This window comes from Lysinibacillus sp. NPDC097162 (genome assembly GCF_044762185.1).
Classification (GTDB): Bacteria; Bacillota; Bacilli; order Bacillales_A; family Planococcaceae; genus Lysinibacillus.
Map to the genome: position 1 here is coordinate 1,782,746 of NZ_JBIWDT010000001.1, position 21,390 is coordinate 1,804,135.

At 35.3% G+C, this 21,390-nt stretch carries 22 protein-coding genes; 10 read left to right on the forward strand and 12 right to left on the reverse strand.

Translation table 11 applies throughout. From position 1 onward, the window contains the following. Nucleotides 1–128: 128 nt before the first annotated feature. From ACIQXW_RS09100 to ACIQXW_RS09110, 3 genes are all read left to right on the forward strand, one after another. Nucleotides 129–506 (forward strand): hypothetical protein, encoded by a 378-nt coding sequence (locus ACIQXW_RS09100; RefSeq protein ID WP_402761364.1) that lies wholly within the window; start codon nucleotides 129–131, stop codon nucleotides 504–506. Between the two features lie 398 nt (nucleotides 507–904). After that, nucleotides 905–1,696 (forward strand): phospholipase A2 family protein, encoded by a 792-nt coding sequence (locus ACIQXW_RS09105; protein ID WP_402761367.1) that lies wholly within the window; start codon nucleotides 905–907, stop codon nucleotides 1,694–1,696. Between the two features lie 327 nt (nucleotides 1,697–2,023). Continuing rightward, a complete protein-coding gene (locus ACIQXW_RS09110; protein WP_402761370.1) occupies nucleotides 2,024–2,299 on the forward strand; it encodes a hypothetical protein in 276 nt (91 codons plus the stop codon). Between the two features lie 258 nt (nucleotides 2,300–2,557). Here ACIQXW_RS09110 and ACIQXW_RS09115 read toward each other — a convergent pair whose 3' ends face one another. After that, entirely contained in the window at nucleotides 2,558–3,484 is a 927-nt protein-coding gene (locus ACIQXW_RS09115) for a S8 family peptidase (RefSeq protein WP_402761373.1), read from the reverse strand. Between the two features lie 537 nt (nucleotides 3,485–4,021). On the opposite strand from ACIQXW_RS09115, the gene ACIQXW_RS09120 reads away from it, so the two are divergent. After that, a complete protein-coding gene (locus ACIQXW_RS09120) occupies nucleotides 4,022–4,612 on the forward strand; it encodes a sigma-70 family RNA polymerase sigma factor (RefSeq protein WP_402761376.1) in 591 nt (196 codons plus the stop codon). Between the two features lie 410 nt (nucleotides 4,613–5,022). On the opposite strand, the gene ACIQXW_RS09125 is transcribed toward ACIQXW_RS09120, so the two are convergent. Both ACIQXW_RS09125 and ACIQXW_RS09130 read right to left on the reverse strand, forming a co-directional pair. Continuing rightward, nucleotides 5,023–6,756: an ABC transporter ATP-binding protein gene (locus ACIQXW_RS09125; protein WP_340824089.1), complete on the reverse strand. Its 1,734-nt coding sequence runs from the start codon at nucleotides 6,754–6,756 to the stop codon at nucleotides 5,023–5,025. After that, nucleotides 6,753–8,495 (reverse strand): ABC transporter ATP-binding protein, encoded by a 1,743-nt coding sequence (locus tag ACIQXW_RS09130; RefSeq protein ID WP_401017263.1) that lies wholly within the window; start codon nucleotides 8,493–8,495, stop codon nucleotides 6,753–6,755. The genes ACIQXW_RS09125 and ACIQXW_RS09130 overlap by 4 nt, the downstream gene beginning before the upstream one ends. Nucleotides 8,496–9,062: 567 nt before the next feature. Here ACIQXW_RS09130 and crcB point away from each other — a divergent pair. From crcB to thiD, 5 genes are all read left to right on the forward strand, one after another. Beyond that, the gene (gene crcB / locus ACIQXW_RS09135; protein ID WP_483869803.1) at nucleotides 9,063–9,425 is read left to right on the forward strand and encodes a fluoride efflux transporter CrcB; all 363 of its coding nucleotides are present in this window, start codon (nucleotides 9,063–9,065) and stop codon (nucleotides 9,423–9,425) included. Next, a complete protein-coding gene (locus ACIQXW_RS09140; RefSeq protein ID WP_340824085.1) occupies nucleotides 9,422–9,754 on the forward strand; it encodes a fluoride efflux transporter FluC in 333 nt (110 codons plus the stop codon). The genes crcB and ACIQXW_RS09140 overlap by 4 nt, the downstream gene beginning before the upstream one ends. 27 nt (nucleotides 9,755–9,781) lie before the next feature. Further along, nucleotides 9,782–10,129, forward strand: a complete 348-nt coding sequence (locus ACIQXW_RS09145) for a hypothetical protein (protein ID WP_340824082.1) — start codon at nucleotides 9,782–9,784, stop codon at nucleotides 10,127–10,129. Between the two features lie 188 nt (nucleotides 10,130–10,317). Continuing rightward, on the forward strand, nucleotides 10,318–11,514 hold the full coding sequence (locus ACIQXW_RS09150) for a DUF418 domain-containing protein (protein WP_402761381.1): 1,197 nt from the start codon (nucleotides 10,318–10,320) through the stop codon (nucleotides 11,512–11,514). 263 nt (nucleotides 11,515–11,777) lie between these two features. After that, nucleotides 11,778–12,596, forward strand: a complete 819-nt coding sequence (gene thiD / locus ACIQXW_RS09155) for a bifunctional hydroxymethylpyrimidine kinase/phosphomethylpyrimidine kinase (RefSeq protein WP_402761384.1) — start codon at nucleotides 11,778–11,780, stop codon at nucleotides 12,594–12,596. 93 nt (nucleotides 12,597–12,689) lie between these two features. Here the strand turns inward: thiD and ACIQXW_RS09160 are convergent, their stop codons facing one another. Continuing rightward, nucleotides 12,690–13,001, reverse strand: a complete 312-nt coding sequence (locus tag ACIQXW_RS09160; RefSeq protein WP_402761387.1) for an antibiotic biosynthesis monooxygenase family protein — start codon at nucleotides 12,999–13,001, stop codon at nucleotides 12,690–12,692. An 88-nt stretch (nucleotides 13,002–13,089) separates the two neighbouring features. On the opposite strand from ACIQXW_RS09160, the gene ACIQXW_RS09165 reads away from it, so the two are divergent. Then, nucleotides 13,090–13,779, forward strand: a complete 690-nt coding sequence (locus ACIQXW_RS09165; RefSeq protein ID WP_401017270.1) for an ArsR/SmtB family transcription factor — start codon at nucleotides 13,090–13,092, stop codon at nucleotides 13,777–13,779. Between the two features lie 205 nt (nucleotides 13,780–13,984). Here ACIQXW_RS09165 and ACIQXW_RS09170 read toward each other — a convergent pair whose 3' ends face one another. The 8 genes from ACIQXW_RS09170 to ACIQXW_RS09205 all read right to left on the reverse strand — a co-directional run bounded on the left by ACIQXW_RS09170 (nucleotide 13,985) and on the right by ACIQXW_RS09205 (nucleotide 21,252). After that, complete coding sequence (locus ACIQXW_RS09170) at nucleotides 13,985–14,860, reverse strand: DMT family transporter (RefSeq protein WP_340824076.1); 876 nt, start codon at nucleotides 14,858–14,860, stop codon at nucleotides 13,985–13,987. A gap of 205 nt (nucleotides 14,861–15,065) precedes the next feature. Further along, the gene (locus tag ACIQXW_RS09175; protein WP_340824074.1) at nucleotides 15,066–16,253 is read right to left on the reverse strand and encodes an MFS transporter; all 1,188 of its coding nucleotides are present in this window, start codon (nucleotides 16,251–16,253) and stop codon (nucleotides 15,066–15,068) included. Nucleotides 16,254–16,391: 138 nt separating this feature from the next. Continuing rightward, nucleotides 16,392–16,853, reverse strand: coding sequence for a VOC family protein (locus ACIQXW_RS09180; protein WP_401017276.1), 462 nt, complete (start codon nucleotides 16,851–16,853; stop codon nucleotides 16,392–16,394). 179 nt (nucleotides 16,854–17,032) lie between these two features. Beyond that, nucleotides 17,033–17,902: a metal ABC transporter permease gene (locus ACIQXW_RS09185; protein ID WP_402761392.1), complete on the reverse strand. Its 870-nt coding sequence runs from the start codon at nucleotides 17,900–17,902 to the stop codon at nucleotides 17,033–17,035. Beyond that, nucleotides 17,899–18,771, reverse strand: coding sequence for a metal ABC transporter permease (locus ACIQXW_RS09190; protein ID WP_401017279.1), 873 nt, complete (start codon nucleotides 18,769–18,771; stop codon nucleotides 17,899–17,901). The genes ACIQXW_RS09185 and ACIQXW_RS09190 overlap by 4 nt, the downstream gene beginning before the upstream one ends. Beyond that, nucleotides 18,765–19,514, reverse strand: coding sequence for a metal ABC transporter ATP-binding protein (locus tag ACIQXW_RS09195; RefSeq protein WP_340824069.1), 750 nt, complete (start codon nucleotides 19,512–19,514; stop codon nucleotides 18,765–18,767). Before ACIQXW_RS09195 ends, ACIQXW_RS09190 begins: the two co-directional genes overlap by 7 nt. An 8-nt stretch (nucleotides 19,515–19,522) precedes the next feature. Continuing rightward, nucleotides 19,523–20,437: a metal ABC transporter solute-binding protein, Zn/Mn family gene (locus ACIQXW_RS09200; RefSeq protein WP_340824067.1), complete on the reverse strand. Its 915-nt coding sequence runs from the start codon at nucleotides 20,435–20,437 to the stop codon at nucleotides 19,523–19,525. Nucleotides 20,438–21,087: 650 nt separating this feature from the next. After that, nucleotides 21,088–21,252: a hypothetical protein gene (locus ACIQXW_RS09205; protein ID WP_340824065.1), complete on the reverse strand. Its 165-nt coding sequence runs from the start codon at nucleotides 21,250–21,252 to the stop codon at nucleotides 21,088–21,090. Nucleotides 21,253–21,390: the final 138 nt, after the last annotated feature.

The following is a 21,390-nucleotide window of genomic DNA, read 5'->3' on the forward strand; positions in this document are numbered from 1 at the left end:
AAATTATTTATTTTTTCAATTCCGCATTAATTCCGAATTCTTCAAAGAGGACAGTCATCTTTTTCTTTCGACAAGAATAGACTGTATTAGCTAGCTAAAAACACTTTCAGGAAAGGAGTTGTTTTTCGATGGGGGCAAAATGGATAAAAATTTCTATCTTCTATTTATTACTTGTTTTCGCGTTTGGACTGTTCATGCATTATACAATTCAACTTCAATGGAAGGCGACACATGCTCATATTGGTGTAGTAGGTTGGCTGACTACGGGATTCATAGGTTTAGTTTATTCTAATTTTAAAGAAGCTGCAGAAACAGGGCTCGCGAAGGCTCAGTTTTGGCTTTATAATATCGGTTTACCGTTCCTATTAGTTGGTATGATGATGGTTTATTTAGATGTTCCACGTTGGTTATTTGAGCTGTTTGTATCTGGTGGCGGTATCGCGGTTGCACTTTCTGTCGTTTTATTTTTCATCAACGTCTTTCAAAATGTGAAAAGTACATCCTAAATAAAAACAGAGGACTACAACGGTTTATTTCCGCTACGGGCGTGCGCTTTCTGCGTAGCACTCCGTTGGCCGAAACACTCTATGAACTTATTGACGCCTTTCGTCGGCACTTAAGCCCCACTTAGTAAAGTGGGGCTTAGACTGTGTCAAAAATTGTATAAGAGCTGTTACATCAAGGCTTTAAGTGATTAAAATGAGAGCTAGCTAGAAAAAATAGCCATTTAGAACATGTGACTTTCTCCCCAATTCAATAGCTCTTATATACTTTCAATCCCCTCTTTTAATATTACATCAAATTAATTTAGTCATAATAGTTCTATCATTAAATTTATAATTTTTGTTTTTTCTTTTGAACATACCTCTTTTATAAAGTATAAACCACCAAAGGAGGTATGAAAATGAATATTAATGATATTCGAGTAAGAAAAGTACCATCAAATGTAGTAAGTGCATTAGATCAGCATGGCCAAGCACTATTAAAAAAAGCTCTAGGGAGATTGAATAAAGAGGAATTATTCAATGCGCCCAAAATGGAACAAAAACACTACGAAACTACTTATTCCGCATATGCATTCAATGAATTTAATGAACAAATCAAAACAAAAGTGACACCTAAAGTGGAACAAAAAATTAGCTTCCTACAATTCAACAACTTCCTTATTGGTAATATTTTTAAAACAATAAACACTGAGACAAACAGAACATCTTACTTAGTGAAAGTTGTATCATTAGATATAGAACAAGGTATAAAGAAGACTATTACGTATTTAGATAATGAACTATTAAATGAATGGGAGCAGTTGTCCACTGAAAGTAAGGTAACGATACCCGAAGATTACGAGCATTTAACATCAGATGAAATAGGACAAAATGATGATGTGGTTAATGCATTGGGTTGGGGATTACCATGTCTTCAAAACGGTTGTTGTTCTTTCCGTTATAAAGGAAATCCATTTAATCCACTTGTTAGATATAACTGGTGCGGGGCTAACTGCGGAGCAGGTCCTACTGTTAATGCATTAGACAATTGCTGTAAATATCACGACCATTGTTATGATGCGAATACGAAATATCCTGAACGTTGTGGTTGTGACCGTATTATAATTGAATGTGCTAATCAGACAGATGAAGCGGGTTCATCACGTATCGTTGGGGCGTTTTCTGCAAAAATGGTTGCAATGGGCTGCTAATTTTCTTACTAATATCCACTAAAGTCTAAAGTCATTATAGATAATGACTTTAGTGTTCTTATGTTGGCATTATCAAATGGTTAAAACCCGGGTCTACAACACCTTTACACGGTTAAATTCCAAGTGCCACCTTATTATGATTTACCCATACAAGCGTTGGACGCAACTTTAGAATTCGGTCTAAGGTTGCGTCTTTAATTTATATGGTTATTCATCAAACCACGTAAAGGTGATATGGTAAATTGCTATGTCTATTATTTTTTAATATAATCAGTTTATACACGATATGACTTGAGAAAGTAAGAAAAATTAATAAGGAGGGAAATTATGCTGGGTAAAAAAGGGAAGTTATCAGCATTATTTTCTGTAGCAGGACTTATTTTAATTGCTTGCTTTTATTATTTTCAAATTACTGCTACTGCATGGGTAATCGTAATTTTTGTTGGAGAAATTTTAATTGCCATAGGAATAATCTTTAGTGTTCTAAGCTTTATAAAAAGGGAAAAAGGATTTTGGAAGTATTCCCCTTTTATAGTATTGTGGATTTATTTTCTTGGTATATTCTTGTCAATTATACTAATTGCCATGATAGGTGAACCTTAGATTATTTATTAATGCATCGAAATATTATACTTTTTATAAAGAAGTTACACATTTATAGACAAAGTCGGGTTTTTCGACTTTGTCTATTATTATTTTAACATTAGTTTGCTATAAACACGCCATTGTTTATCGTTATGAGTTTCTACAACATTTCTTAACAATCTATAATCTAATTTAAGTAGGCCATTTTCACGATAAGAAAGCTAAAGTTAGAAATCAAATAACTCTCTTTGTTGAATAATACATCAATAACACGCGTTATTTCAACTGAATTAAGCCATTTCCTACCAGACTAATTGGAAAATCCAATTTTAATGCATGCTTTGTAAAGTAATACTTTATTTGTGCAGGTATAAGTGGTGGTGTACACGATTTAATTAACCGTAGTGCCAGTGCAGTAGCTCCTGAAACATGGGGTGTTGCCATGGAAGTACCGTTCAATTCTACATACTCGCCATTTAAATGCGTTGATAAAATACCTTCTCCTGGAGCCACAAAATCTATATTAAGATGGGAATCTGAAAATATTGAAGGGGCAAGTTGTTGATTAATTGAACCAATAGATAACGTTTCCTTATAAAAACCAGGAAATGATATTTCGTCGGTTGTAGATAAGCCATCCCCCTCATTCCCCGCTGCTGAGACAATTACTATACCTAATGTATGCAATTCTTTAATAACTGTATATAACTCATCTTTATGAGTCGGACCACCTAAAGACAAATTAATAACTTGAACCTTTTCCCCGTTTTGCCCCTGCCATCTTTTGATATATTGAAGTGCACTAATTAATCCATTATATGATCCTTCACCAAAGCGATTTAAAATCTTTAAGATGAGTAACTTACAATTAGGAGCAACGCCTAATACACCCATTTCATTATTTTCAGCTGCGATAATACCTGCTACGTGTGTACCATGGCCGTTGTAATCAGTGTAAATATCTTTGTTCCCCCCATCTTCAGAAGTAAAATTATAGCCACCTATTATTTTGCCAGCCAGATCGGGATGTGTCGTATCAACACCTGTATCAATTATTGCAACGACGACCCCTTGTCCTTTATTGGTTTGTCCCCAAACATCTCTAGCTTTAATAATTTCTATACTAGAAGTACGATTTTGATGCTGTTTTTTTAAAGATCGGATTTTGTACGGTTTTAATGCAATTTTATTCAAAAAAATCACTCCTAACTAAATAAGTTAATCGTACAACTTACAAAAATTTTGAATTTTATTTGAGATATTTTGTGCATCCATTATTATTTCAGAAAGCAACTTTTTTTCTTCTGTATTAAGCTGTTCTGTTTCAAAGGTTTTTAAAAAGAAATATTTAGTTTTTCGAGATTGGCAAAAGCATTTGATTAAACAATCTATGTTCAATTACTTCTCTCCTCCTTAGTTCTTTTTATATAATTTGCCTGATAGTAAATCCTTTGCATGAAACAATACTTCTCTTCATTCATTTTAATTTTATAGTCATTTATTAATCCTCCAATTCATGAATTGTTCATTAGTTAAAGAGATAATAAATCTGAAAAAGCAAAATTAATTGTATATAATAATTTTATTACCAAAAACAGAATGAATGTTCTGTTTTTTTGTTTTTTAAAAGAAAGAAATCTCTTTATTTTATATAAGCTATAAATTATTAATGGAGAGATTTATGAGAGAAATTGGTTACTAGAGAGAAGTAACTATACTTATTATAAGGGAGGAGTAAAGGTGGATATAAAAATCTTTTTAATTAATTTCGAGCGAAAAAAAATGGATCCTGTCATTCATCTCTTTTTACAAGATCAAAAAAATCGTGATTTACTATCATCCTTTTTAGCGGAGCCATGCCTTGAAAATAAAGTCCGATTGGACAACGCTTTTAAAGTTCATTACAAAAAAGCAAAGGTAATCAGCTATATTAACAAATTAATTCATTACTTTTCAATAGATTTTGATAAAAAAGTTAATCGTTATTATAGGCGAAATATATTTTTATCTTCTTTTGTAAAGGATGAAAACAATGCTCAGGAATTCCCTTCTAAACAATTAGAGATGCAAAAAGACTTATACGATACAGTTTTAAATAACCAGGGACTTTTACAATCAATTTCAAGTGAAGAGCTGTTACATGCTATAAAAGCATTATCTAGTAAACAATTATTAATATTAGATTTAAAATATAGCCAAAATTTAAGTAATAAAGAGATAGCACATATATTAAATGAGTCTCCGCAAACAATTTCCTATAATTTAAGGACTGCTATAAAAAAGTTAAGGGCTAAATTATTTAATAATGGATGTGGGAAGATTGCAAAGTAAACAAGAAATAAACTTCGAGGAAATTATTGGAAATTTTAATCAGAAAATTAAAAATATTTCAAAAAATACGTCCATACAAGAGCGCGAGGATTTAGAACAAGAAATTAAAATGAAAATCTTAGAAAAAATAGACCTATTGAACAATATTAATTGTCCGGGTTTTTTCGATTATATAAATAACAAGAAATAAATAATCTTTCATATCAGTTGTTGTTGAGGTATTTTAGATGAAAAAATTCTTTTAAAATAAAGAGCGTCATACTTTCTAATTTTTTGCTTAAAAATTAATTTGACGGCAATTAAAGCCCCACTTAGTAAAGTGGGGCTTATGTTTATTTAGATGCTACATAGTATTCAGGCAACTACATCACTTCCATGTTGATGTATCTTCTAGTAGTATTGCCCTTCTATTACTGCAATGAGTTAGCTTGCATTTGATACATTTTTTCATAAATTCCGCCAAGCTCTAATAGCTCCTCGTGCGTACCGCGCTCAACAATCTCCCCACGGTCTAATACAAGAATACGATCCGCATTTTTTATCGTTGAAAGACGGTGGGCAATGATAAACGTTGTTCGACCTTTTTTCAAAACATCCATTGCATGTTGGATAATTTCTTCTGTCTCTGTATCGATATTAGATGTTGCTTCATCTAATATTAATATTGCCGGATCAAAGGCTAGTGCACGTGCAAAGGAAATTAGTTGTCGCTGACCTGAAGATAATGTACTGCCTTTTTCAATTACTGGTTCATCGTAACCATTAGGCAAGTTTACTAAGACGCGATCACCACCAACTGCTCTTAAAGATTCCTCCACTTTTTCACGTGAAATTTTCGGATTATTTAAGCTCACATTTGAAGCAATCGTTCCTGTAAATAAATATGGGTCCTGTAATACAATACCCATATGCTCACGCATTGATTGACGCGCGACCGCTGTAATATCAATACCATCGATTGAAATCTTTCCTTTTGAAGGATCATAGAAGCGGAATAATAAGTTCATAATGGAACTTTTTCCTGACCCTGTATGACCTACAAGCGCAATGGTTTCCCCTTGATGAGCTTCAAAAGATAAGTTTTTCAAAACATAATCATCGTTTTTATAGGCAAAGGAAACATCCTCAAAAACGACATTCCCTTTATATCTCGGAAGACTTACTTCTGATACCGGTTCACCGTCTATATCTAACACTTCAAACACACGCTTCCCTGCAACGAGCGAGCGTTCAAGCTGAGAAAATTGATTGACAATGTTTGTAATAGGATTAAATAATTTCGTCAAATAATCGACAAATGCATATAATGTCCCTGCAGAAATTATTTGTGTTGTCGTCATCGACTGCGTCCCAAAGTAGAAAATAAAAATGGTAAACATTAAAAGTCTTAACGTATTCACTAAATTGAATGAAGTCGCCGAATCTAGCACTAATAATTTACGCTCATAGGCATAATGCTCATTATTCATATCATCAAATTCCTTCGTCATTTGTTGCTCACGGCGGAATGCTTGAATAATGGTCATACCTTGTATTGATTCGTTAATCATCGCATTGATATCGGCAATTTTAGTTCGAATAACATCGTTATACTTCGAAGCAAATTTACGATATAAAATCATCCATACGTAAATGATTGGCACCATTACTAATGCTAAACAAGCCATTTGCCAATTTAAAATGAACAGCGCTACATAGACACCTAAAATTGAGATTAAACTTGTTACGAAATTCGATAGCACCTGTACATATAAATTACGTACTGCCTCTGTATCATTCGTCACGCGTGCCACGATTTTCCCTGCCGGTAAGTTATCAAAATATTGAATTGGCAATGTTTGAATATGCTCAAAAACGTCCTTACGTAATTTTTGAACAACGCGGTTTGCTCCCATTTGTAAATAAATATACATAAAATAACGTAATATTGCTGTTGCAATCGCCAATATTAAATAAAGTATTAACAGCCATGTAATCGGCTTTATTTCTAATTTACCAATCGTCATATAATTATCGATTATATGCTTCGCAATAAAAGGCCCTACAAGCTCGGTAAATACTGCAATTGTTAAGAAAAATAAACCTAGTAATATTGGTTTTTTAAAATACATCGCATAGCGAGTTAATCGTTGACTCGTACTCATGAGGCACCTCCTTCTAGCTGTTGACGGTCAAATTGCTCTTTATACCAGCCTTGTTGTGAAAGGAGCTGTTCATGTGTTCCTTGCTCTACGATTTGCCCTTCATCAAGCACAATAATCATATTTGCATGTTGAATTCCCGACAAACGATGGGTTGTAATAATCGTCGTTCGATCCTGTCGTTCTCGTTGAATATTTTCTATAATCTTCGCCTCTGTTTTAGCGTCTACAGCAGAAAGCGAATCATCGAGTATTAAAATTTCAGGGTCTTTTATTAGTGCACGAGCAATAGATACACGCTGCTTTTGACCACCTGAAAGTGATACGCCCTTTTCGCCAACAAGTGTTTCAAGCCCCATTGGGAGATGGGCTAAATCTTTTTCAAAATATGCAGCATAAATCGCTTGTTTCAGCTCTTCTTCCGTTGCATCTTCTTTCCCAAATAAAATATTTTCTCTAATTGTTCGAGAGAATAACACATGATCCTGCGGGACATACCCAATCCAATCGAGTAATTGCTCCTTTGTTTGTGATGTTATATCAATCCCATCAATCGATAACTGGCCCGCTTCAATTGGATATTCACGAAGTAATTGTCGCAGGAAAGTCGTCTTTCCGGCACCTGTCTTTCCAACAATACCAAGTGTTTGCCCCTTTTTTAGTGACAACGAAATTTGTTGAAGATTCTTTACCTGACTCATTGGATACTGGAAGGATAAATTATCGAATCCAATGGCATGCGGGGCTGCTACCGTTTGAGGTATAGCAATATTTTGCACATCTGCTTCATAGCGCAATGTCTCCTGTACACGGTCCAATGAGGCATTCCCTTGCTGCATTACATTAATAAGTTCTCCGATTGCAAAAATTGGCCAAACTGCTAATCCTAAATAGACAGTAAACGTTACAAGTTGCCCTAACGACATCGCCTCAGTAGATACTAAGTGTGCACCGTAACCGAGTGCCACAACATAACTAATACCCGTACCGACTTTCGTAATTGGTCCGAATAAGGCATTTATTTTCGTAGTATGCATATTTTTTTCATAAACGGTTTCACTCATCTCCGCAAATGTTGCTTCGTCCTTTTTTTCTTGGACATATGCCCGTACAACCCGAACGCCTGCTACAGACTCGAGAACACTATCATTTAATTCGCCAAAGGCATCCTGTGCCTTCATATAACGCTCATGCACAATTTTCCCTAAATATTGTATAAGAATAGCCATAATAGGCACTGGTAACATGGCAAAAATGGTTAATTTCCATGAAATCATAAAGCCCATTGCAAAAATAATACATCCCATATAAATGGTTGAATCAATAAGTGTCATAATCCCAAAGCCCGCAGTTAGGGATACAGCATTTAAATCATTCGTAGCACGCGCCATTAAATCACCCGTGCGATTCTTTTCATAAAAAGTAGGCGTCATCCGTAAAAAATGTTGCATTAAATTGCGTCGTAAAATTTTCTCTAAGTTAATGGCACCTTCAAATAGTCGAAATTGCCATACAAAATTTAATACATAGCCACCAACAATAATACCGCTGAAAATCAAAATATACTTCGATAAAATTGCAGTTGTCATTGTGCCTGCTGTTAAAATATCAATTATGTTCCCAAGTAAATAAGGAGGAATAACTTCTAAAGCACTAGCAATCATTAATAGCACAATCGCTACTGTGTATTGCTTCCAATATTGCTTAAAAAACCAGCTTAATTTGCTTAATACATCAAACATTTTTCATAACCTTCTTTCTCAAATTGCGTTAAATCTTCGCTACCCACTATCTAGCAATTCCTTATTGAAAATTAATTTCCTTGTGATGTTACGCATACGACATACACTCCTTTTTTAGTTCACTACAACTTTTTTGCAATAAAAAAAGACACATCCCCTCAAAAGAGCATGTGTCTCTTATAAAAGGTAAGGTGCGCCCATACCTTCTATTGCATAATAAATAACAACGTTAGACATGGACAATGTATGAAGCTGTGCTTTTGTTTTGTACTGTTAAAACCATCATTGTCATGCCCTCCTTTTTTGTTATAGTGTTATTGAAGATTATCATATTATTGAAATAATTGTCAACATTCTAACTGTTATTTTTTATATTTTACAGGAAATAATTAACGCTTTAAAGTAGTGAATTGCTTGAATTGGTAAAAAGGGGAACGCCACGTTAAAACTTACTTTCGAATAGCTACCATCCGACCTACGTCCTTGATACAATACAAAGTAATAGTGAATGTAAATGATGTACTTTACAAACAATAATGACCTTAAAAGTTAAAGGAGTCTTTGATATTGAAAACGTTTTTGGCAATAGGTATAGGTGGATTTTTCGGCGCGATGTCCCGCTATTACCTCAGCGTGTTACTTCCCAATACCGCTAACTTTCCAAGTACAACACTTTTTATTAATTTAGTTGGATGCTTTTGTTTAGCCTTTCTTTTTACGACTTTTACTAACCGGACACCACTCGTACTTGGCGTTGGTACAGGCTTTTTAGGAGCCTTCACAACTTTTTCTACCTTTTCTGTAGAAACACTTTTACTCATTGAAAATAACCAATGGGTACAAGCCCTTTCTTATTGTTTAATTAGCGTATTGGGCGGTTTAGCTTGCGCTTGGCTTGGTGCTTTACTTGCAAGGGGGCGAATGCAATGATCCTTGTAGGCATAGGTGGAATTTTAGGTGCATTAACAAGATTTTACTTAGGAAAATGGATTGTCAGTACTTATCCTTGGGCAACCTTCATTATCAACATTACAGGTTCTTTTATCCTTGGTCTTTTATTTGGCAGCCATCCAAGTGAAGCATTATGGCATTTTTTAGGTATCGGTTTTTTAGGTGCTTACACAACTTTTTCGACGTTCGGCTTTGAAATGCTACAACTAGTAGAAAAGAAAAAATGGGGATTAGCTTTAGCCTATATTTGTAGTACAGTATTATTAGGATTACTTTTTGCTGCACTTGGTCTTTACATTTTGGCATAATATCCTTAACATTCAAGAGGTGATTTTTTGACACAAGCTACAATTGAACAGCTCCAAGCGTTGGAGGCTGAAATAAAACATACTTTATATACATTAATTGACTTAGAACTGGACGAAGCCTATCAAGAAATGACTTCTCACTTTGCGCAACTGCTCGCAAAAGTACAAGCAGCTCATTTAATTGATTATAAACTTACTGTTCTAGTGGAACCTCAAGCTTATGCTACCGAGACTTGTATATTATTAGAAAGTTTACTCGAAGCAAAAAATAGACCAAATAAAAGGCATCAGTTATTAACCCATCGGATTATTTTAAAAATTTGGTTGCGTAAAAATCAACACTTTATAAATGACTTATTACCACAAATGTTTTAAGCACCTTGGTTTTCTAAGGTGTTTTTTTGTTGCCAGTCAGTTCCTCACTAAATAAAACACATTTATTCTATTTCAATACAACAAAATGCTCATTTTATCGAAACTTTCCTTTTCACTTGGCGTTTATTAATTATGAAAGCTACATGACAATCTATTAATTCTATATAAACTGATAAGAGGTGTTTTTTATGGAGAGAATAAAATTACTAGATGTCGCTAGAGGACTCGCTATTATTGGCACACTTGGAACGAATATTTGGGTTTTTGGATCGTCTCATCATACTGTGGAAGTGGATGAAGTTGAAATTTCGAATATTGGTTCATACATATCGCATTTCACAGATTTTTTGACGAATGGTAAGTTTCTAGGTCTGTTAACGATTATGTTCGGTATTGGCATGCAATTGAAATATACTAGCTTTCAAAATCGTGAACTCCCTTGGTTTCGCCTATATTTATGGTCAATGATTTTACTCTTTATTGATGGGCTTCTCCATTTTATATTTGTTTTTGAATTTGATGTACTAATGAGTTATTCGCTAACAGGTATCCTCGTTGCTTTTATCATTCAACGATCCGAGAGAATAATGAAAATATGTATGTTTTGTGCTGGTGCTATTCATGTTCTTTACCAAGTTTGGCAAGGGTTCATTAGTGTGATTATGTCTTCTAAGCTAGTAAGGATGTTATTTCCAAATAATCCTTATGCCAATATTAGTACTGAACGTGATTTAGCTGAACAAGCATTAATACGATATGATAATCAATTGCTTGAAATATCTGGGTTTACTTGGTGGGAGCAAGTCGTTTACAGGATGGAGCATTTTTGGGTATTACGATCAGAAGCCATTATGATTTTACCTATGAATGTTTTTTTATTTTTACTTGGCGTCTTCCTCGTACGAAAAGGTTTATTGAAAATGGATGAACGCGGAATTCGACTGCAAAAGCGCCTGCTATGGATTGGTTTTGGTATTGGCATTCCAATCAATGCACTATCGCTCTTCAATGTACATTTTGTCGCATTTGACCGCTACGTTTTTGCCCCTATCTTATCACTAGGCTATTTAGGCCTTGTTTTCTTAATCGCTCGCCACCATAAGTTTGTCAAAACACAACAATATATTAGTAACGTTGGAAAAATGGCGCTTACATGCTATATCACCCAAAACATCGTATCATCCTTTTTGTTCTATAATTGGGGGCTCGGTCTTTCCAAACACTATAACCCGCTTTTAATATATGCATCTTGGTTAGGCATTTCATTATTTATGATTGGATTTTCAACATTATGGTTACAAAAATATAAACAAGGACCTGTTGAAACAATTTGGCGTAAACTTGGCAACATTCCTGTGAATCGCTATAAACAAAAACTAACATAAGCAAAGCTAATTTGTTTGCATAGACACGTTAAAACTTGTATGTGCTGAGTAAATTACTTAGCACATACAAGCTTTTCATCCGATTTATTTTTGTACGCATTCCTTTAATAAATACTAGATGAATAAACTGACATTATAAAAACTTTACTTTCTGGCTATTTCAAAACAATGACAATTATTATTAAAATAAAATAATATTCAAATACTTTTTATATTATCGACAAACTGCCAGTTAAACGCAACAAGAAGAGGAGTACACTATTATGAAAAAAGCATGTACAATTGCTGGTTCTGCCGCGCGTGGTGGGGCTGGTATTCAAGCAGATTTAAAAACTTTTCAAGAACTAGGTGTGTACGGCACTTCTGCCATTACTGCCTTCGTGGCAACACACCCTGATACAAAGCAAGGTGTTTATACACAATCACTAGAAGTTATTGAGGCACAGCTTCATACAATTTCGTCACAAATTGGCATAGATGCTTTAAAAACAGGCATGTTATTCACCAAAGACATTATTGAGCTTGTGGCGGACTGGCTCCCTTCCGCTCAAGTCAAACAAGTAGTTATTGATCCTGTAATGTTTGGTAAAGTAGGGACAGCTTTAATGGAGGAAGGTGCCATGACCTCTTTAAAAGACAAGCTATTACCTCACGCTACCATTATGACACCAAATATGCCTGAGGCTGAGTATTTACTCGGGGGGAGAAGCCTTACTACTATAAGTGATTTACAGGACGCAGCCCGTGATTTACATAAGCTTGGTACGCAATACGTACTTGTGAAAGGCGGACGCCTCGATGGTCCCGCAACGGATGTATTATTTGATGGCGTACACATGCTAACATTAGAAGCTCCTCGTATTGATACAATTCATACAAATGGTGCAGGTTGTTCATACTCTGCGGCGATTACTGCAGGATTAGCACAAGGTCTTAGCGTTGAGGATGCAGTAATTCAAGCTAAAAAATTCGTTACAGCGGGAATACGACGTGCGATTCCGTTTGAAACTGTTGCTGGTGCAATTGATCACCGCGCATATAAAGAGATTGGAGAAAATAACATTACGATTACTAGATGCTAGTTTGATGTCCTTTGATTTGAAGGTAGACTATGAAAAAATCCGCGTAACCTTTTTATAGGTACAGCGGATTTTCTTGTTGTCCTTTCGAATTTCTCATTCCCCTTGAAAAGAGTAGGTACGCATAACTTGGCATATTTCTACATGATAATGACTGTACCATTTTTCTTTTCCTAATTGTTGCGCTACAGCATGCTTAGCATTGACTTTCCAATTTCGGATTGCTTCTAGCGATTCCCAGTACGATACCGTAATTCCATGCCCTTCATGATTTCTTGTACTCTCAACACGAAGAAAACCAGGCTGTTGTTTTGCTAAATCCTCAATCGTATCTGCCATTTTTGCATATCCACCGTTGTCATCATTCGTCCGCTGTGATGTGAAAATTACTGCATAATAACTTTCCATTTTTAGTCCCCCTTCTTCTTTCTTCTCTATTGTAAACGATAAATACTTTCAATATAATCGAACTATGGAATGCAAAGGAGCTGGAATAATGAGTATTAACCCAAATATGGCTGAAGTCGCTTCTTTGCTTGGAGAGACATCAAGAGCAACAATGCTAGCTAGTTTAATGGACGGACGATATCATACAGCTAGTGAATTGGCATATATGGCTAATATTAAACCTCAAACAGCTAGCTTTCACCTAGCTAAGCTAGTAGAAGGTAACCTAATAAAAGTCGAAAAGCAGGGACGTCATCGCTATTTTCAGCTAGCAAATGAAGATATTGCACAGTTTTTAGAAACTTTTCTAGCGATTTCACCCCCACCTGAAGTGCGTTCATTAAAGCAATCAAGCCAAATACAATTACTGCAAGATGCTCGAACTTGCTATGACCATTTAGCCGGTAAATTAGGTGTTCACTTAACTGATTCAATGGTCAACTCGGGTTATTTGCAAAAAGAACAAAATGAATATGTTGTTACACCAGATGGCGTAGTTTTTTTTACACAGTTCGGTATAGATTTAGAAAAATTAAAAAGGAAGCGTCGCTCTTTTTGTCACGCATGTTTGGACTGGAGTGAACGTCGTCATCATTTAGCTGGAGCACTTGGCCACGGACTGCTGACACATTTTTTAGACTTAGAATGGATTACACGTGTACCAACAATTCGTGCAATTAAAGTTACCGAAAAAGGACGAAAAGGCTTTAAACAAGTTTTTCATATGGATGTGAAATAGTGCCAGTCACTCAAACAATTCTCAAACAATTTACTATGCTTTTAGTATTTCAGTAAAAATCCTCTGAGACTCCTGGGGGAACCCACGTAATGTAAGATGCAACAGACGGTGCGATAGCAACAGTTGCGACTTACATCGTGCCCGCGGAAAGGACAGTGGATTTTTACGCTATAGAAGTAGAAGGACTTATAGGGTAGCATCGGTTTTAATAGTTGCCTGTTCTTGCAGAAGTAAAATTTCGATTGACTAAATAAATACCACTTAAAATAAATAGCCCCCCTATCAAAAGCGACGAGTGCAATGGTTCATCTAATAATATCCAGCCTGTTAATACTCCAAAGAAAGGGGCTAAGAATAAGTAAGCACTCGTTTTCCCTGGATCACTATTTTGTAAAAGATAGTACCAGCCAGCAAATTGAATGATTGAAGAAAAAATGCTTAACCATAGTAAAATAACCAATGAATGGCCATTAACGATAAAATGTGGCTGTTCCAGTACAATACTACCTAGTAAGAGCAGTAATCCCCCAAAGAGCATCTGGTATGCTGATAGAACCCATGTATCAAACAGTACACCCCATTTTTTTGCTAATAACGTGGCAATGGCCCAAAAAACAGCAGAAAGAAACCCGAAAACTAGACCAATTTTCCACTCGATTTGTGCACCCATTGTAATCATGACACCGATTAAACCGAGAATAACACCGCCCCACTGATACAAACGGTAATGTGCTTTTGTAAAAATAGTTGCCAATACAACGACTAACAGTGGGTTCGTAAATGTTAGAATAGAAGATTCACTAGCTGTAATCGTTCGCAAGCTTAAAAATATACACCCCATCACGCCAGCAGTTTGAAACGTACCAATCAAAAGAATTTTCAACCAATTGGCTTTTGTCGTTGGGTGAGGTCTTTTTAAAAGAAGAACAATTACAGCCATTAATACACCAGCTACGATAAAACGTAATGCCGCTAATAATAATGGAGATGAGTAAGGTAAACCCAATTTTACAATGGCAAACGAAGAGCCCATTAAAAACGTTGTAAGTAGTAATAAAGCGATAAATTTAATATTATTCATACAAATTCCCCTAACTTTTGGTAATAACCATTTTATAGCCATTATAAACATAGAATAATTCAACGCCCATCGAACTATGGAATACACTGCAATAAAAAAAGCTACCTCCACATTTAGTGGAAATAGCTTGTCATTTAAATTAATAAAGAGAAGGCAATAAATTTTTGGAAATGTCTATTGCCGTGTTCAGTATGATTAAGCTTCGTTATTGTGCATGCATAATTACATTCTTTTTCTTTGAAAAAAATAGAAAAGACACGGTTAAGCTTAGGCTAATGATACCAAATACTAGACCCATTCCATTTAAGCCGATTAAATCAAGCATCATTCCCGTTGATAGTAGAACGATTTGGAAGACGACAGAGTCAATCATATTGCGGAAGGAAAAGAAACGGCCATAATACTCTTTCGGCACTTGCTTTTGAAAGATTACCATTGTCGTTGGGAAAAAACAACCTACAGAAAAACCAAATAGTCCAAATGTCAGTAACGCGAAGAAAGTATTATCTGCAAGCAGTAACATAAGCTCCATTAAACCAATGATAAACGCAAGTCCAAATAATAATGTACCTATATTCACTCGCTCAACAATATATTTGAGCCCTGCTGCACCTAACATAAAGCCGATACCTTCAACCGTATACAATAAACCAGAAATAGTTGTGGACTGGTGAATTTCTGATATTTTCATAATGACTAAATTAAAAGAGCCTAAAAATAATGTAGGGATTAACATTAGAACAAGTGTCATTAAAACGACTGGATGCTCTTTTAGCATAGGTAAAACTTCCTTAAATCCACCTTTTTCTTTATCTTGAACGGACAGATTAATTGTTTCATCTAGCTTTAATCCGTTTGTTATAAAATACATTAGTATGTATACAATAAGCGAAATAATGTATAGCCATTTCAACTCAAAATAACTTAACATTAAACCCGCTGCCGCTGTTCCGACAATTCGTGAAATCGTTCGAGCATTCATTTGCCATGCATTCAATGAGATTAAATCTTTATCCTTAACAACCATTGGAATAATTGATTGTAAAGCAGGCATATAAAATGCTGCCGCAATTTGCAATGTAATTAAAAAGAGAATCATCCAAATGACCGAATTTGTATAAAGTGCGATAAACATAAAAAATACGCTAATAATGCGACCCACACTAGCAAACTGAATGACCGTTTTTTTCCTTGATTGGTCAATTAGTCGTCCTGCAAGCGGCGCTACAACAAGACCAGCTAAAATTCCAATTGAAATAATTAATGATTTATGAAAATCTGACGGAACTACCTCTTGCATAAATGCTAGATTTCCAATAATCCCAGCCCATAGGCCAAGACCTACTACAAACTCACCTAATAAAATTATCCATACGTTGTGATTTTTCCACATGCTGCATCCCCTCGTTGTCCTCTATTAAATTTTAATAACACCCATCGTAACAAAATTATAAATATTCGTACATATAAAATTACAATTCTACTATTTTATCTCTACCTTAGCTTGTAATTATGTATTCTTTTTACCAATCTATATCCCCTCATTATTGCACCAATCATTTAACGACATCATTGGAAAATCTTCCTCAACATCCAGTCTCAATGGTGTAATTAGCTCAATGGAATTCCCGTCTGGATCAGCAAAATAGATTGCGGCATGTGCATGTGGATTATTTGGTAAAACAAGCGGTTGTTGTGCTGGCGTAAAACCAAATGCTGTTTTTATTTCAATGTCAATGGATTGCAGCCACTCTTTCACTCGTGCTAAATCTTCTTTATCAATTCTGAAAGCAATATGCCGAATAGAAGGATGATAATCTAATTTTGCTTCCTTACTTTCCCAAAGCCCAATCCAACTTTCCCCTTTGACAATCCAGAAAAAAGCTAATTGATTTTTCACATAAGCTAACTCAAGACCTAATTTCTTATAAAAAGTGATTGACTTTTGTAAATTACTTACTGGTAAATGTGCTTCATATAATCCTTTTATCATGCTATCGCTCCTTTTCATCACTGACAAAAGTATACTATTAATATAGAAAGTGAAAATCATGCTAAAGGATGAAATGTTCACCTTATTTTTACCTTTCTCATTATTCGTTCTCGATGTTCCAAAAATAAAAAATGAAGAGATGCTGCCTATTATAAGCCTCACCTCTTCATTGTTATCAATTATAAACCCTCTAATTTACCTACAAGGGATTTTCTTTTCCTATCGACGATTTTTTGAGCTAATAACGTGACGACAAATAATATGCCGACTGCTGTGGCCATCATACCTGCAATGGACGTGTCCCAAAATTTCGCCAAATAATAGCCAATAATCGCTGCTGCCCCGCCAAATAACATACTGTATAGAAACATTTGTTTAATCGATTTACTAATTAAATTGGCTGTTGCGGCAGGACCAATTAACATGGCAACTACTAAAATTGCCCCTACACTATCAAATGCTGCTACAGTTGTGAAGGAAATTGAAGTCATAAAGCCATAATGCAGAAAAATAATCGGAACGCCTATAGACGCCGCATACACTGCATCAAAGGTTGCTAGCTTCATTTCCTTAAAGAATAAAACAAGGAACCCAATGTTTATTAATAAAACGAGCAACAACATCCAGACTGCTTTTGGCATTGTAATCGACAATAATGTCCATTTATCCCAAGGGACAAAGGCAATTTCACCCATTAATACATGCTCAACGTCTAAATGAACATTGCTAGCAAACAATGTAATAAGCAAGACGCCTGCAGCAAATAAAGACGTAAAGACAACACCAATGGCAGCATCTTCCTGTATACCTGATGAATGCAGTAACTGTACTAAATAAGCAGTTAATATCCCTGCAAATGCCGCTCCTATTAGCATCCAAAAGCCATTTAATGTTTGCGTAACAATAAAAGCCATAACAATTCCGAACAGCACAGTATGGCTAATGGCATCTGCTATCATCGACATTTTACGTAATATTAGAAAAACTCCTGCCATACCACATGTTATCCCTACTAGAAGACCTGTAAAAATGACCCAAAACTCAATCACCCTACCTCACCTTGCTTTCGAAACTGTTTTTTTCTGAGAAACTTATTAATTTGCCCTGCTGGACTTATTAAATAAGAGATAAAGAAAATGCTAGCTGCTACTAATACGATAATAGGTCCTGTTGATAATCCCGTTCGCAGTGAACTAATAAAGGTTCCGACTAAACCTGATATGCCACCAATAGTAGCACTCAGTACAATCATGGAACTTAATTTTGTCGTCCATAGCCTTGCACTTACAGCAGGAATGATTAACAGTGCCGACATTAAAATAACACCAACGGATTGGATACCTGTTACAATTGTCAAAACGATCAATATCGTCAATACAGCTTTTAACGCTTCAACCGGCAAGCCAATGCCCTTTGCATAAACAGGATCAAAAATTAAAAGCTTCCATTCCTTATAAAATAATAGACTCACTAAAATGATGATTGTTGCACTGATAAATAACCATGTTAAATCAACTTTTGTCATTGTTGCAGCTTTGCCGAAAATAAAATCATTGAGTCCGCTTTGATTTCCTAGCGGACTATGATTCACAACTGTCAAAAATACGACCCCTACCCCAAAAAATACGGTCAATACTAAACCAATAGCAGCATCTGCTTTCATTTTAGAAAATGAAACAATCCATTGAATACAATATACGGATAATGCTGACGTAATTGCAGCCCCTAAAATTAAGATTGGTAAATCTTTTTGGCCCGTTAATAAAAATGCTATAGCAATACCAGGCAACGCTGCATGTGCTGCAGCATCCCCAACTAAACTCTGTTTTTGAAGAAAGGAAAAGGTCCCCGTTATTCCAGCCGCAATGCCAAGTAGCATCGTACCGAGCAACACCCAAAGTAAGTTACCGCTTAACATACGCTGTTCGCTCCTAACGTGTCTTGCATCATAAATAATTTACCACCGTATGTTTTTTGTAATTGTTCAGCAGTAAAAACATCTTCAGTTGCACCTGATGCTAAAATCGTCTTATTTAATAAAATTGTGTAATCAAAATATTCTTTTACTGTTTGTAAATCATGATGCACAACAAAAATACTTTTCCCCTGTGCCTTTAAGCTTTTTAAAATATCGATAATCGTTTTTTCTGTTGCGGCATCTACACCAGCAAATGGTTCATCTAAAAAATAGATATCTGCATTTTGCGCTAGAGCCCTTGCTAAAAACACACGCTGTTGTTGACCACCGGATAATTGACCAATGGAACGCTCTGCAAAATCTTGCATTCCTACACTTTCCAAAGCTTGATTAGCAAGCAGCTTATCCTGTTTGGATGGCCTTTTAAATAAACCTGTATGTCCGTATCGCCCCATTAATACAATATCGAGGGCATTTGTTGGGAAATCCCAATCGACTGCATTGCGTTGTGGTACATAGCCAACAATTAGACTTTTTGGATCAAAGTTCTTTCCTAGTATTTCTACTTTCCCAACCTTATTTGGTAATTGATTTAAAATTGCCTTTAAAAATGTTGATTTGCCTGCTCCATTCGGACCAATTATTGCCGAGAGTCTGCCTGTAGGCACTGTAACGTTGGCATTTTCCAACACTGTTTTCTTATCATAAGCAACCGATAAATTTTCAACTGTTAATGCATTCATTTTTCCACCTACTTCAGTGCATCGACAATTGTGTCGATGTTATGTTGATACATCCCAATGTATGTGCCTTCTTTTGTTCCTTCAGCACCCATAGCATCTGAAAATAACTCTCCACCAATAACAATGTCATGCCCTTTCTGTTTTGCTCCTTCTATTACAGCTTTCATCGCTTTATCTGAAACGCTTGACTCTACAAAAATAGCTTTGATTTTGTTATCAACTAAGAAATCTACCATTTCCTGTACGTCTTTCACACCATATTCTGCTTCTGTACTAAGCCCTTGTAAGCCACGAACTTCAAAACCTTGGCTCTCACCAAAATAGTTAAACGCATCGTGGGCCGTTACTAATATACGTTGTTTTTCTGGAATTTCATTAATACGCTCTTTCGCGTAAGTTTGCAATTCATCTAATTTTTTCAAAAAAGCTGTTTCATTTGCTTTAAAATCATCCTTATACTCTGGATATTCTTTCACAAGTGTTTCCGTTACCGCTTCTACAACTTGTTTCCAAAGGTCAATGTTAAACCATATATGCGGATCGTGTAGTAGCCCTTCATCTTCACTATCAAGTAGCTTATCTTTATCTAACTTATCACCAACAGCTAATACCGTTTTATCTTTTGACATTTGATCGAAAATATCGAGCATTTGGCCTTCCAATTGTAAACCGTTATAAAAAATTACTTCAGCGTTTTCTAATTTTGATAAATCACTTTGTGTTGCCTTGTACAAATGTGGATCAACACCAGGTCCCATTAAAGCTGAAACAGTTAAATGGTCACCGCCAATTTCTTTAATAACATCGCCAATATGCCCTGTCGTTGCAACAACGACCCCTTCCCTTTTTCCAGTTTCATTTTTTTCTGCGCTACAACCAAAAAGTAACATCATTAAAACAAATACACCTAATAAACGTTTCATTTACCATTACCGTTGTCAAAACCTTCTAAAACGTTATAAGTTTACGTTTACTTCTTGCTTCATCGTACTCATTTTTACCGAAGCTACTTTCGTTTGTCTTAGCAGCACCACAAGCTGATAGTGCATACAACGAATACATATTAGCCGTATCTTCTGCATTTTGACGACTAATAGAAACTACATAGATGGGCGCAGGATTTTCATCTTACTATGCTACACCCATCACCTTTAGAGATTCTTTCAAATAGTGAAAACTTCTACATAAAGCGATTTCAACTATAGATTTCAGAAGAAGGATAACATTTAACTGTTTCAATCAAATATACGCTAGAAACTCGTACAGCTTTTGTTGCCCAAATGAACTTGAGAAAGATGTTATTATTTATCTTTCTCAGTAGGATTACTTCTCCAAATCGGTGCTAGAAAGTTTATCTTTATTGTTAGTCGCTACTTAATGAAGATGATGATACGGGTATTCGTTAAGCGATGTTGAAGTAAACGTATTACTTTTTTTGTTTTATAGTGTTGCTTGTTTTGACTAAACGGCTTCCCTCCTTAAATTTTATAATTTACGAGAAATGCTTCGCTGCAACTTGCGTAAACATTTCTCTTATTTCCGCATTACTGTTGATGCAACTTTGTCTCTCAAATTAATTATTTATCATAAATTTCTTCATAAGCTGTTTCCAGCCCATCCAAAATACAACAATTGAAATCGCTACACCTACAGATTGGGTCATTTTCCACAACATCGTCAGAAACACTAGTATTCCTAGTGGAAGAATCGTTAGTTTTAATTCATCTAACTTTTTCATTGACTCACTCTTCTTTCGTTTACGATATTTTGTTTCCCTTAGGAAAAATATATGCTTAAAGTGAATAAATTTCAACTGTTTTAACAAAAATTTTTAAAAAAATTTTTTTCTTGCACATCTTTTGTATTTAGCCTACAA

Coding starts and splice junctions, on each gene's coding strand:
- ACIQXW_RS09140 (WP_340824085.1), top strand. CDS start 9,422: ATGATCCTTGTAGGCATAGGTGGAATTTTAGGTGCATTAACAAGATTT.
- ACIQXW_RS09150 (WP_402761381.1), top strand. CDS start 10,318: ATGGAGAGAATAAAATTACTAGATGTCGCTAGAGGACTCGCTATTATT.
- ACIQXW_RS09110 (WP_402761370.1), top strand. CDS start 2,024: ATGCTGGGTAAAAAAGGGAAGTTATCAGCATTATTTTCTGTAGCAGGA.
- ACIQXW_RS09130 (WP_401017263.1), bottom strand. CDS start 8,495: ATGTTTGATGTATTAAGCAAATTAAGCTGGTTTTTTAAGCAATATTGG.
- ACIQXW_RS09170 (WP_340824076.1), bottom strand. CDS start 14,860: ATGAATAATATTAAATTTATCGCTTTATTACTACTTACAACGTTTTTA.
- ACIQXW_RS09105 (WP_402761367.1), top strand. CDS start 905: ATGAATATTAATGATATTCGAGTAAGAAAAGTACCATCAAATGTAGTA.
- ACIQXW_RS09100 (WP_402761364.1), top strand. CDS start 129: ATGGGGGCAAAATGGATAAAAATTTCTATCTTCTATTTATTACTTGTT.
- ACIQXW_RS09200 (WP_340824067.1), bottom strand. CDS start 20,437: ATGAAACGTTTATTAGGTGTATTTGTTTTAATGATGTTACTTTTTGGT.
- ACIQXW_RS09205 (WP_340824065.1), bottom strand. CDS start 21,252: ATGAAAAAGTTAGATGAATTAAAACTAACGATTCTTCCACTAGGAATA.
- ACIQXW_RS09180 (WP_401017276.1), bottom strand. CDS start 16,853: ATGATAAAAGGATTATATGAAGCACATTTACCAGTAAGTAATTTACAA.
- ACIQXW_RS09160 (WP_402761387.1), bottom strand. CDS start 13,001: ATGGAAAGTTATTATGCAGTAATTTTCACATCACAGCGGACGAATGAT.
- ACIQXW_RS09175 (WP_340824074.1), bottom strand. CDS start 16,253: ATGTGGAAAAATCACAACGTATGGATAATTTTATTAGGTGAGTTTGTA.
- thiD (WP_402761384.1), top strand. CDS start 11,778: ATGAAAAAAGCATGTACAATTGCTGGTTCTGCCGCGCGTGGTGGGGCT.
- ACIQXW_RS09190 (WP_401017279.1), bottom strand. CDS start 18,771: ATGTTAAGCGGTAACTTACTTTGGGTGTTGCTCGGTACGATGCTACTT.
- ACIQXW_RS09195 (WP_340824069.1), bottom strand. CDS start 19,514: ATGAATGCATTAACAGTTGAAAATTTATCGGTTGCTTATGATAAGAAA.
- ACIQXW_RS09165 (WP_401017270.1), top strand. CDS start 13,090: ATGAGTATTAACCCAAATATGGCTGAAGTCGCTTCTTTGCTTGGAGAG.
- ACIQXW_RS09125 (WP_340824089.1), bottom strand. CDS start 6,756: ATGAGTACGAGTCAACGATTAACTCGCTATGCGATGTATTTTAAAAAA.